Source organism: Mycobacterium sp. SMC-21 (assembly GCF_045310825.1).
Classification (GTDB): Bacteria; Actinomycetota; Actinomycetes; order Mycobacteriales; family Mycobacteriaceae; genus Mycobacterium.
In genome coordinates, this window is sequence record NZ_JBJIAO010000010.1 from 12,577 (window position 1) to 24,299 (window position 11,723).

Sequence of the window (11,723 nt, forward strand, 5' to 3'; positions counted from 1 at the left end):
GTCTAAGTAGATGGACTCGGTGAGACGTTGCGACACAGCAGGGAGTCGATGCGCGATGGGTACTCGAACCGATAAAACCGATAACAAAAATTTTGGCCAGGCACGCCGGCAGAGCCGGCTCGTGGGAGTCGTCGCCACTGGTGTGGTGACGACGTTGACCGCGCTCACCGTGGGCGCGGCGCCGGTGTCCGCCAAACCGAGCAGTGATTCAGACAGCTCGAGCACCACCACGCTGGTGCCGAAGCCGCCGCGGCAGGATTCGTCCGCTGCGCAGGACGGCTCCGGTTCCGGTGGCGGCTACGGGCAGGACGGCGGCCAGCGGGGACGCAAGCAGCGCGAGCAGCCGGTAGAGGCAGAGGCGCCGAGCCGGCCTGTTCCTGCCGACGTTCCCGCCGTTCAGGCCAAGCCGCCGGCCGATCCGCCCGCGGCGCCCGTCACCCCGGTGGCGCCGGTGATCGCCGCTCCGGAGAACAAGGTCCCGGAGAACAAGGCTCCCGAGAAGGCACCGGAGAAGACGCCACAGGCTCCGGCGACCACGACCCCGCCGGTCGAGACGCCTGTCGTCGCGGCCCCGCCGTCGCACACCGAGGCTCCCGCGCCGACCACCAAGGTCACCAAGGCGCAGGAAGCGCCTGTCGACCCGACCACGCCGGCGCGGCCATCGACCGCCGTCGCCGAGCCCGACAAGTCGGCGCCGTCCGCCACCTCGGTGACGCAGGGCCCGACCACCGCGCTCGCCGAGCGTCCGGCGCCGGCCGGTGCTGTCGATCCGGACAAGTCGACGGCGCCCACGGATCGCACTGTGGCAGAAGGCAAGCCGGTCGCCGGTGTGGAGGGCCAGCTCGGTGAGCGCGTCGAGGCCGGGCCGGGACGGGTCGAAGCCTCGGCCTCCGCGTCGGCCACGGTGACGGCAGGTTCGTCGAAGTCGGCGTCGCCGTCGACCGCCGCGGCCCGCGAAGTCCGCGACGTGAAGCCGATCGAGCTGCTCAAGCCCGAGACGCTGACCGCTCCGGTCGAGGACATCGCCACCGCAAAGGCCGCCGCAGCAGTCGACGTGAAACTGCCTGCGCCGGCCCCGGTGCACGACGTGGCCGATCTCGCCAAGGTCGTCAACGTCGCCAACTTCCAGTTCGACAGCCGCGCCGACTGGAACCTTCGTGACAACCGGCGGGACTGGGACCGTCGCGACGACCGGCCCATGGGCCGGGACTGGGACAACCGCGTGCGGCAGTGGCGGCCGGACTGGGTGCAGTACGACGACTACTACCGTCCGGTGCTGTTCAACCCGTACCGCGACCCCGTGCGGGTGGTGTACGTCTACCGGAACGCGCCGCGCATCGTGTACATCCCGCCGCTACAGCGCATCGTCATGGAGGTCGCCGACCTCGCGGCGTACAGCTTCACCGCAGTCGTGGTGAACGCCGTCAACACCGCCGTCAACGTGGCAGTCGGCAGCTTCTTCGGTGGCGGCTACTACCCGGGTGTCGGCGTGCCGCTGCCCCCGCCGCCTCCGCCGGTGCTGAGCTACGCGAATGTGCCTGTCCAGGTTCGCTATTCGGATGCGGTCTACCAGCCGTTCCGGGTGCAGCGCATCGTCGACGCCGGTGACGACGTGCAGTACGGCGAACGCCGCGTGCTGCTCGACGGTGTCACCCCGGCCTGGGGTCAGTGGACCCAGAGCCCCAGTGGCGAACGGCAATTCGAGGTGCACCGGACGCAGCAGTTCCCGGGCCTCGACGAGCCGCGTGAGGCGCCGCTGCCCGGTGACTACAACCTGCAACTGGTCAACGACCAGAAGGGGCTGGAGAACCCGAACAAGGCGCTGACCATCGCCGCGGTGACCTGCGGCGTGCTGAGCCTCGGTGCGGTCGGCCTGGCCGTCTACATCGGGCGCCGTCGCCGCGAGGTGGTCTGACGTTGTCCCCGCGGTCAGTCGCGCTGCTCGAGCCGGCTGCCGCGGGGAAACGTGATCGACATGATGTCGCTGGGACGTGACAACGCGATGCGGTGCCACGTCCCACTCGGCACGACCAGCGCGTGTCCCGTCGTCAGGGTGACACCTGGACCGTCGTCGGCAGCCCTTAGGAACAGCCGAATCTCCCCGGCGAGGCAGACGACGAGTTCGTCTGCCTCCGTGTGGATTTCCCAATAGTCCGCATGCACCTCGGCGTCGGTCTCCGCGTGGAATGTCATGACGTGCCACCCTGGCTCGCCGGAGCCGAACGTGCGCTCGGCCGGTTCGATGCGGCCGTCGTCGTAGAGATGGACGAACGAGGCGAACAGATCGACGGCGGTGGTCATGCCGGCACCGCCCGCAGGTCCGCCGAGCCGGCGGTCAACCCGCGGCGCAACGCACCGCTGATCTCGGCGAGCAGACGAACCGAGACGTCGGCACCGAGGATCACCTGAGATCCGTGGAACGTGCCGGGCCACTGGTGCAGTTCGACGGACACGCCGGCCTGCAGCAGCCGGATCCCGAATTCGAGCGCTTCGTCGCGGTTGGGGTCGAACTCCGCGGTGGCGAGGTACGTGGGCGGCAGCCCGGACAGATCCTCGGCCCGGGCCGGTGCCGCGTAGGCCGTCGCGGGTCGGCCGCCGAGATAGTGCCGCCAGCTGGCGGCGACCTTGGCGCGCGTCATGAAGACGGTGTCGGTGAAGGTGCGGGCCGACCAGCTGCGCTGACGGTCGTCGAGCGGTGGCTGGTTCAGCAGTTGAAAAGCGATCCGGGGGCCACCCTCGTCACGTGCCCGCAGCGCGGCCGCGGCGGCCAGGTTGGCGCCCGCCGCATGACCACCGACGGCGATGCGGCCCGGCTCGACACCGAGCTGTGACGCATTCGCCGCCAGCCAGGTCAGTGCCTCGTAGACGTCGTCCAGCGCTGCGGGATAAGGGTTTTCGGGTGCGCAGCGGTAGCCGACGGACACCACGACGACGTTGGTGGCCTGGGCGATGCGCGCGGCCCAGGGGTGCTCGGTGTCGAGATCACCCATGACGAATCCGCCGCCCCGCAGCCACAGGATCGCGCCGACCGGTTCCGCGGGTTGGTACAGCCGTACCGGAACGTCGGGGCGGCCGGGAACGCTACGGTCGCTGATCTGCAGGCCGGCGGTGTCGGGAGCGGGCACGGCGGCGGACAGTTCGGCGAGCCGCCGGCGGGCGGCCACCGGGTCGTCCAACTCGGCTTTCGGGAACAGCGACAGGAAGGGCTGCAGCTCGGGGTCCATGCCACCACGATGGCGGCCCGGTGGGGCGGTGTCTTGGAGGAATGTTCCCGCGGACTACCGCCACGCCACGGGATCGACGTCGAGCCACGGCGCCTCGGCGACACCCGCCGGCGTCAACCCCGCGAACAACCGGGCGTCGCGGTGCAGATGCGATTGGTCGGCATAGCCGCAGGCACCGGCCACCTCGGCGGGCGCGGCGCCGGTCGCAAGGCGGTGCGCGGCGTCGTCGAACCGGATCAGTTGTGCGGCCCGCTTGGGTGGCAGGCCGATCTGCGTGCCGAACCGATGCCACAGTCGCTTGCGACTCCAGCCGATCTCGTCGGCGACGTGCTCGATCCGGACTTGTCCACGGCTGCGCACCATCGCGTGCCACGCCGCGGCGACCTCGGGGTCCGCGGCGGGCCCGGTTTCGCGCCGGTGCGCCAATTCCGTTGTGGCGATGGCGAACCGCTCGTCCCACGACGATGCCGTGTGCAGCCGCTCGCACAGGCGCTCGGCGGCACGGCCCCAGACCGCGTCGAGGGGCAGCACCCCGGTGGGGTCGCAGTCGCCGAACACCGTGTGGGCGAGTGTCGGCGACAGCCGGATCTGGAGGCAGTCGACGTTGTGGCCGACAGCGACCACGGTGCCGGGCGTCAGGCCGACGACCCCGCCGCCGGTCCGGCGTGCGCCTGTGGCGTCGACGAGTACACCGTCGCCGAACTCGATGAACACCGTCACCGCGGGGTAGGGCACGAGCTGCAGCGCGAGTTGCGACGGTGCCCGGCCGCGGAAACCGGCCATGGCCAGCCCCGGCTGCCGATGCGCCGGAATCGCGAGGTCCCACACGGCGGCACTCAGCCGCCGCGTGCTCGCTTCCATGTCTCGATGGTAGGCGTGGCGCGGGCTTGCCGAGGGTTCTCGACACAGCCGAGTCCGGACTCCGTAAGGTGACTCTGTAACAGCGTTACGGAACGCCGGATCAGCAGAGGTGGACAGTTGAGAACCGTATCGATCGACGCCCCCGGGAATGTCTACGTCGACACCGTGCCCGACCCGGCGCTGCCTGGGCCCGACGGCGCCGTCGTCCAGATCACCACGGCGGCCATCTGCGGATCGGACCTGCATTTCTACGAAGGCGACTACCCGTTGGCCACGCCGCTGGCGCTCGGTCACGAGGCCATCGGCACGGTCGTCGAGGTGGGTCCGGAGGTGCGCACCGTCAAAGTCGGTGACCCGGTGCTGATCTCGTCGGTGGCGGGTTGCGGCCACTGCGTCGGCTGCGACACCAAAGACCCGATCACCTGTGTATCGGGCCCGCTGATCTTCGGCTCCGGGGTGCTCGGTGGCGCGCAGGCAGAACTGCTCGCGGTGCCGTCCGCCGACTTCCAGTTACACCGGCTGCCAAGCGATCTCAGCACCGAGGCCGCGCTGCTGCTGACCGACAACCTGGCCACCGGCTGGGCCGCGGCGCAGCGCGCCGACATCCCGCCCGGCGGCACCGTTGTTGTCTTCGGTCTGGGTGCGGTCGGCCTGTGTGCGGTGCGCTGCGCCATCGCGCAGGGTGCGGGTCAGGTGTTCGCCGTCGACCCGGTCGAGGGGCGCCGCGAGATGGCCGCGCTCAGTGGCGCCACCGCGATCACGCCGGAGCAGATCGGCGCCGTCCACGAAGCGACGGGCGGCAGGGGAGCAGCCGCGGTCATCGACGCTGTCGGCAACGACACCACCATGAACGCGGCGCTGGCCACCGTGCGCGCCGGCGGCACGGTGTCCGTCGTCGGCGTGCACGACCTCAACCCGTTCCCGTTCCCCGCGACCCTGTCACTCATCCGCAGCATCACGCTGCGCATGACCACTGCGCCGGTCCAGCAGACCTGGCCGGCGTTGATCCCGCTGCTGCAGTCGGGCCGGCTCGACGTCGACGGCATCTTCACTCACGCCATGTCGCTCGATGACGCGCCGAAGGCCTATGCCGCGGTTGCGGCCCGGACCGCGGATTGCATCAAGGTCACGCTGACCCCGTAGTGATGATGGCCAATCAGGAGACCCTGGACCTCACGCTGCCGCGACTGCGCATGCGGGCGCTGGCGTGGGGGCCGGCTGACGGACGATTGATGTTGTGCCTGCACGGTTTTCCGGACAGCGCACATGGCTGGCGCCGGGTCGCCCCGCTGCTCGCCGAGGCGGGCTACCGGGTTGTGGCACCCTTCATGCGCGGCTACGCCCCGAGTGGCGTGCCCGCCGACGGCAACTACCACGTCGGCGCGCTGGTGTCCGACGTGCTCGACCTCTACGACGCGTTGGGCGGCGGGCCCGACGCGGTGCTGGTGGGGCATGACTGGGGCGCCTTCGCCGCCAATGCCGTTGCCGCGTATCAGGATTCGCCGTTCGCTGCGGTGGTCTCGATGTCCGTCCCGCCGCTGGCGGCAATGAGCCAGGCCAAGTTCAGCCCGGCCCGCACCGCCCGGATGGGCCTGGTCCAACTCCGAATGAGTTGGTACATCATGTACTTTCAGCTCCCCTGCCTGCCGGAACGCACGCTGCACCGGGTCATCCCGCGACTCTGGCGCGACTGGTCGCCGGCCGGCACCGACGTCGCCGCGGATGTCGCGACGACGCTCGCGGCGCTGCCGACACCCGAGCACCGTGCGGCCGCCGTCGGCTACTACCGGGCGCTGGTGCGGCCGGGCAGTGTCGGTGGGCCGTACGCCGAGTTCGAACGCTATCTGCGGGAGCTGCCGTGCGCGCCGATCCTGTACCTGCACGGTACGGACGACGGCGCCATGCAGGTGGGCTACACCGAGCAGCTGCTGACCGCGCTGCCGGCCGGTTCGGTGGTCCGAACCATCGACGGGGCAGGGCATTTCCTGCAGGTCGACCGTCCGGCCGACGTGGCCGCGGCGATCCTGAGCTACGTCGGGCGCAGCTAGGCGGCGCCGTTGCGGTGCTCGCGACCCTGACAACAGGGTGATTTTCGACGCCGGTTCCGCCACCTGGTCAGGGCCGCGGAACCGGCGGCCGGCATGTGCCCCCTTCAATTACATCGTGTCATTGACAACGCGTAATTATGGGCGCAAGCTGGTGCCATGACCACGACAAAGCGAATTGTCTTCATCGGTGCAGCCGGCGAGATGTGCCGCGTCGCCATCGAACGTTTCGCCACGGCGGCCGGCGACGGCGGCTGGGCGCTCGAGCTCTACGACATCCGGCCCGAACTCCTGCACGACTTCGCGGCGAAGCTGCCCGGCACCGCGACGGTCGGCTCGTTCGACCTCTTCGACGGCGGCGCGTTGCGCCGGGCCATCGAGGGTGCCGACCTCGTCGTCCTCGGCGCGGGGCCGTACAACCGCACCGCCGAGCCGGTGATGGCCGCCTGCATCGAGAAGAAGGTGCCCTACCTGGATCTCGACGACGACGAGGCGAGCACCCGCGCGGCGCTGGCACTCGACGCCAAGGCGAAGGCCGCGGGCGTGCCGATCCTGATCTGTTGCGGGGCCTCACCCGGATACACCAACGTGATGACGGCGGACGCCGCTCGCGACATGGATGTTGTTGAGCGCATTGACATCTGCTGGGTCACCGGCGACGAAGGACCGGTGCCGTATGGCCGCGCGGTGCTCGACCACGCGATCCGGGGCTTCGCCGGGCCGTGCTGGACCTGGGAAGGCGGCCGCGCCGTGCAGCATCAGACGTTCATCGAGAACGACGTCTTCGACGTCGGCAACTCACTCGGCGATGCCTACCGGTTCTACGAGTGCGCGCATCCGGAAGCGGTGACGTTGCCGCGGCGCTGGCCGGGCGCCGACCGGGTTCGCGTGCTGGGCGCGCTCGACCCGCCACCCACGAACGGCATCATGCGCGGCGTCGCAGTTGCCGTACAGGACAACAAGATCACCATGGACGAGGCCATCGACTTCGTCAACGACCTGCTGACCGACAAGACCGGCTCGGTCAAGGTGTGGCGGCACGCGCTGTCCGGGCTCTGGGGCACCATCCGTCGCGGCGAGATCGGGGCCGTCGAGGTGCTGAAGTTCATGGCGACATCGGCGGCCAAGAAGCACCCGCCGTTCCGGGGCACCAACTACGTGCGGGTGACCGGCACCCGCGATGGGCAGCCGGTGGTTTCCGTGCGGCGGGCGCCCGTGAGTGGGCCGGGCACGCCGTGGACCACCATGGCGTCGCTCACCGGATCGGCCACCGCGGCGTTCATGCTGTTGGCACTCGATCGGTTGGGTGAACGGTCGGGTGTCCTGGCGCCAGAGGACTGGGCGGACCCGGAGACGTTCTACCGCGCGCTGGCGGCGACCGGCCGGGCGCCGCTGCACCAGGTGGTCGAGGCAGTGGTCACGCCGAGCACCGCGGTGACCTCCCGGAAGGCGGTCTCGGCATGAACCTGTTGACGGAAACCGGTTGGGCCGAGGTACCGGTCGGCGAACCCGCGCTCGCCGGCGAGGTGACATGTGATGTCGCGGTCGTCGGGGGCGGCGTCGGCGGGATGACGGCAGCCCTGCGGCTCGCCGAGTCCGGTGCCGACGTCGTGCTGATCGAGGCACAGACCTGCGGCTGGGGCGCCAGTTCGCGCAACGCCGGCTATGTCACCAACTCGATCGCCGCTGACCCGGCGCTCCTGGCGCTGCTGTTCCGGCGGGAAAAGGTCCGCGCGCTGTTCCAATTCGCCGAATGCGCAGTCGAATTCACCGAGGAAGCCATTGCGCGCCGGGGCATCGACTGCGACTTCGAGAAGGTCGGCATCGTGCAGGCCGCCGTGTCGAAGGGGCAATTGCGCAAGGCCCGCCGCAACGCGAAGATCATGGCGGAGGCCGGATCGTCGGCCGAATTCGTCGAAGGACCCGCGGCGGGGTTGCCGGACGGGTTCCTCGGCGGCATGCGCGAGGGCATCGGCGGCACCCTGAACCCGGGCAAGTACGTGCTCGGTCTCCGTGACGCCGTCTTGCGCTCGGGGGCAAGGGTTTTCGAGCATACGGCCGTGCAGGACGTCGATGCGGGTCCGGCCGGGGTGACGGTCCGGACCGCAGGTGGTCGCGTCCGCGCCAAGCAGGCGCTGCTCACCGCCAACGCCTACGGCAAGGACCTCGCCGTCACGCCGCGGCGGCTGGTGTCGCCGGTGTGGACCTCGCTGGTGGAGACCGAGCCGGTCGCACCGGAACGGCTGGATGCGATCGGCTGGACGAGTCGTGCACCCCTGGTGACCGCCCACATGATCCTGGAGAGCTACCGCGTAACCCCCAGGAAAACCATCGTTTTCGGCACGCGCCGGCTGGAGACCACCAACGGCCCGCTGCGCGCACGGACGCCGTCGGCGCCCGTCGTCGACGACCTCGTGCGCGGCTTCCGGGAACGCTTCCCCGGACTGAGTGATGTTGCGCCTGGGCGGGCGTGGGGTGGCTGGATCGGCATGAGCTCCACGTGGCTGCCGGTCGCCGGAGAAGCGGCGCCCAATGTCCTGTATTCGTTGGCGTGCAACGGACATGGCTTCGCCCAGGCACAGTATGTCGGCAGCATGCTCGCCGACAGGCTGTCCGGCGCACCCGTGCCGGACGACCTCGCGGCCATCTGGCACGAGGGCCGATTCTGGCCCAGCTTCGTCAGCCAGCCGGCGCTGACCCTCGGCTGGTTCGGCGACCGGGTTCTCGACCGTCTGGCCCGGGTGTAGCCATGGACGTCATCGGCGCGCTGTTCGTCCTCGCGGACCTGCTCATGATCTTCGCCGGGTTCACTTACGGGTGGAAGTTCATCCGGCGCCATGGGAACTACCTGCTCGGCCTCGAATGGATCATCGTCGCGACCTCCGGGGTCAACTTCCTGCTCTACGCGGTGCTGCGGCTGAGCCAGGACAGCCCGAGTTTCCACGTCGCGATCTTCTTCGACGCGTTCTCCCGGTCGGTCGGCATCACCTTGATCCTCGTGTTGGGGTTGATGGCGGTGACCCACGGCTACAAGCCGTCGCGCGCCGTCGACATCGGTGTCTTCGCGCTCGCCGGTGCGGTCGGTCTCGGCCTGACGTTCTACGCGCTGCGGACGGCGTCGCCCGTCACCCACCACATCGGGTTGGCCGGCGCGGTGTTCCTGGTCACGGTCAACGTCCTCACGAGCATCTTCCTCGTCTATTTCGCGGCCCGGCTGTGGCGCGTGGGGGAGCGCAAACATGCGGTTCTCGTCGGCGCCGTCACGGCGATGGGAGCCGTCATCGCCGCGACGTACGACTTCTATGACGTCCCCGGTGATGATCCGAACCGGACGATCTTCTACACCGCGGCGTTGACGACGTGGGGGCTGCAGTTGATCGTCTACTACTACGCCTACCGCGCACTGGACAAACACAATCGAGCGGTTGTGATGAACTAGGGACACGATGAGCAGACGTCCGAAGCACGACCCCAAAGAGTCTGAACGCGAGATCCTCGTCGCCGCGGAGGAGTTCTTGCGGGAGCGGCCCTTTCGCGAGATGACGGTCGACGCCGTGATGAGCCGGACCGGGCTCAAGCGGCCGGCGTTCTACGTGCACTTCCGCGACCGCCACGACCTGGCGCTGCGCGTCGTCGAGCATCTCGGGATGGAGATCGGAGAAATGGTCGACCGGTGGCTCGTGGGAACCGATCTCGTCAACGATGCCCGGTCGGCATTCCGGGGCCTGACCGAGGTCTACTCGCAGCACGGGCGCGTCTTGCGTGCGCTGTCGGATGCGGCGGGCTCCGACGAGAAGGTCGAGGCCGCATACGCACAACTGATTCAGCAGTTCATCGACGCCACCGCCAAGCGCATCGCCGACGACCAGGCGGACGGGAAGATCAAGGCCGGCCTCGATGCGGTGGAAACCGCGCGGGCCTTGGTGTGGATGGACGAACGCTATCTGACACAGTCGTTTTCGGCCGAGCCGCACCCGGATCCCGATGTCGTCGTCGAGGTGCTGTACAACATTTGGATGGCAGCGTTATACGGACCGCGGTAGTCATGCGGGTACAACTGCAGATCGACGGAGCACCGCAGCGGGCGGCCGACCACGCCCGCGAGCTGGCGGGTCTCGGTGCCGACGGGGTGTTCACCTTCGAAGGCCCGCACGATGTCTTCCTGCCGCTCGTCGCGGCGGCCGGCGCGGCGAACGTGGACCTGATGACCAACGTCGCGATCGCCGGCCCGCGCAGCCCGCTGCATCTCGCGCACGCCGCCTACGACCTGCAGGTGTACAGCGGTGGCAGGTTCCGGCTGGGCCTGGGCTCACAGATCAAGGTGCACATCGAAAAGCGTTACGGCGCACAGTGGGCCAAACCCGCCGAGAAGATGGCCGAGACCGTCACCGCGATCAAGGCGATCTTCGACTGCTGGGAAGGCAAGGCGCCGTTGAATTTTCGCGGCAAGCACTTCACCCACACCTTGATGCCGCCGAACTTCAACCCCGGGCCCAACCCCTTCGGTCCGCCGGCGGTGCTCATGGGGGCGCTGGGGCCGATCATGACCCGCACCGCCGCGCAGGTCGCCGACGGGCTGCTGGTGATGCCGTTCCACAGCGCGCGGCATTTCGCCGACCGGACCCTGACGGCAGTGGGGGAGGGCTTGCAGATCGCCGGGCGCGCGCCCGGCGATCTGCAGATCATCGCGCAGGCCATGGTGGCGGTGGCACGGACCGAGGTAGATCTGACCGCGGCGATCAACGGCGTCGCCACGCTGATCGCGTTCTACGGCTCCACGCCCGCCTACCTGCCGGTGCTCGAGACCGAGGGGTGGGCGGACCTGCAGCCCCAACTCAACGCGATGTCCAAGGTCGGTGACTTCGCGGGCATGCGCGCCTTGATCAGTGACGACATGGTGCGCACCATCGGCATCGTCGGCACCCCGGAGGAATGCGCCGCCGAGATCGGCCGCCGCTTCGGCGGACACGTCGACGAAATCTGTTGCTATTTCCCGGGTTACGAACAGCGGCCCGAGGACGTACGGGACCTGGTCACGGCCCTGCACACCCAGTGATTTGTGCACGAAAATCCGCGGTCCGCGCGGAAAATCGTGCACAAATCGCTAGGAGACTACGGTGCCTGGACCCAGTTCCAGACGCTCAGGTCGCCCTTGGGGTAGTTCTGGCAGACGTCGGTGGCCTTGGCGACGACGCCCTTGTTGTTGAAGAAGATCTTGGCCCAGTTGCCCCAGTGCGTGGCCACCTGCTCGTAGTAGACGTTGGTGGCGGTGTCCTCGGAGTACTGGCGGCGGCCGACCGGGTCGAGCGAGAAGAACCAGTGGATGCGGTCCTGGGCCATCTGCTGGATGTCGGCCGGGCGGTTGTGCATGTCGATCATGTACCGCGAGTAGTAGACCGGGCTGGTGTCGCGGGCGGCGGCCAGGTACTGCTCGGCATCACAGGTCGTGATGATGATGCGGTGGGGGATCGGGTAGTCGTCGGTGGCATCGGCGGCTGCCGGTCCGGCGAGCGTCGTCGCGACCGCGCCCAGGGCTGCGACCGCGGTACCGGCGCGCTTCAGGCCACGCTTGATCTGGACCATAGTCATTACT

General features: G+C 69.1%; 12 protein-coding genes. 8 read left to right on the plus strand and 4 right to left on the minus strand.

Annotation, left to right across the window (positions count from 1 at the left end):
- The first annotated feature begins 121 nt into the window (after window positions 1-121).
- Window positions 122-1,915 (plus strand): hypothetical protein, encoded by a 1,794-nt coding sequence (locus tag ACJH6H_RS12500; RefSeq protein WP_212812200.1) that lies wholly within the window; start codon window positions 122-124, stop codon window positions 1,913-1,915.
- 14 nt (window positions 1,916-1,929) lie between these two features.
- On the opposite strand, the gene ACJH6H_RS12505 is transcribed toward ACJH6H_RS12500, so the two are convergent.
- The 3 genes from ACJH6H_RS12505 to ACJH6H_RS12515 are packed head-to-tail and all read right to left on the minus strand — an operon-like array spanning window position 1,930 to window position 4,085.
- Window positions 1,930-2,301, minus strand: coding sequence for a cupin domain-containing protein (locus tag ACJH6H_RS12505; RefSeq protein ID WP_212812199.1), 372 nt, complete (start codon window positions 2,299-2,301; stop codon window positions 1,930-1,932).
- Window positions 2,298-3,224 (minus strand): alpha/beta hydrolase, encoded by a 927-nt coding sequence (locus ACJH6H_RS12510; RefSeq protein WP_212812198.1) that lies wholly within the window; start codon window positions 3,222-3,224, stop codon window positions 2,298-2,300. Before ACJH6H_RS12510 ends, ACJH6H_RS12505 begins: the two co-directional genes overlap by 4 nt.
- Window positions 3,225-3,278: 54 nt before the next feature.
- The gene (locus ACJH6H_RS12515; protein WP_212812197.1) at window positions 3,279-4,085 is read right to left on the minus strand and encodes an AraC family transcriptional regulator; all 807 of its coding nucleotides are present in this window, start codon (window positions 4,083-4,085) and stop codon (window positions 3,279-3,281) included.
- Between the two features lie 117 nt (window positions 4,086-4,202).
- Here ACJH6H_RS12515 and ACJH6H_RS12520 point away from each other — a divergent pair, with 117 nt between their 5' ends.
- The 7 genes from ACJH6H_RS12520 (at window position 4,203) to ACJH6H_RS12550 (ending at window position 11,186) form a co-directional block, all read left to right on the plus strand.
- Entirely contained in the window at window positions 4,203-5,228 is a 1,026-nt protein-coding gene (locus ACJH6H_RS12520) for a zinc-binding dehydrogenase (RefSeq protein WP_212812196.1), read from the plus strand.
- Window positions 5,229-5,233: 5 nt separating this feature from the next.
- Complete coding sequence (locus ACJH6H_RS12525; RefSeq protein ID WP_212814884.1) at window positions 5,234-6,133, plus strand: alpha/beta fold hydrolase; 900 nt, start codon at window positions 5,234-5,236, stop codon at window positions 6,131-6,133.
- A gap of 156 nt (window positions 6,134-6,289) precedes the next feature.
- On the plus strand, window positions 6,290-7,594 hold the full coding sequence (locus ACJH6H_RS12530) for a saccharopine dehydrogenase family protein (RefSeq protein WP_212812195.1): 1,305 nt from the start codon (window positions 6,290-6,292) through the stop codon (window positions 7,592-7,594).
- Window positions 7,591-8,877, plus strand: coding sequence for an FAD-binding oxidoreductase (locus ACJH6H_RS12535; RefSeq protein ID WP_212812194.1), 1,287 nt, complete (start codon window positions 7,591-7,593; stop codon window positions 8,875-8,877). The genes ACJH6H_RS12530 and ACJH6H_RS12535 overlap by 4 nt, the downstream gene beginning before the upstream one ends.
- A 2-nt stretch (window positions 8,878-8,879) precedes the next feature.
- Entirely contained in the window at window positions 8,880-9,569 is a 690-nt protein-coding gene (locus tag ACJH6H_RS12540) for a transporter (RefSeq protein WP_212812193.1), read from the plus strand.
- Window positions 9,570-9,576: 7 nt separating this feature from the next.
- A complete protein-coding gene (locus ACJH6H_RS12545) occupies window positions 9,577-10,173 on the plus strand; it encodes a TetR/AcrR family transcriptional regulator (RefSeq protein ID WP_212812192.1) in 597 nt (198 codons plus the stop codon).
- A gap of 2 nt (window positions 10,174-10,175) precedes the next feature.
- On the plus strand, window positions 10,176-11,186 hold the full coding sequence (locus tag ACJH6H_RS12550) for a TIGR03617 family F420-dependent LLM class oxidoreductase (protein WP_212812191.1): 1,011 nt from the start codon (window positions 10,176-10,178) through the stop codon (window positions 11,184-11,186).
- A gap of 56 nt (window positions 11,187-11,242) precedes the next feature.
- Here ACJH6H_RS12550 and ACJH6H_RS12555 read toward each other — a convergent pair whose 3' ends face one another.
- Window positions 11,243-11,713: a DUF5078 domain-containing protein gene (locus ACJH6H_RS12555; protein WP_020104387.1), complete on the minus strand. Its 471-nt coding sequence runs from the start codon at window positions 11,711-11,713 to the stop codon at window positions 11,243-11,245.
- Window positions 11,714-11,723 lie beyond the last annotated feature (10 nt).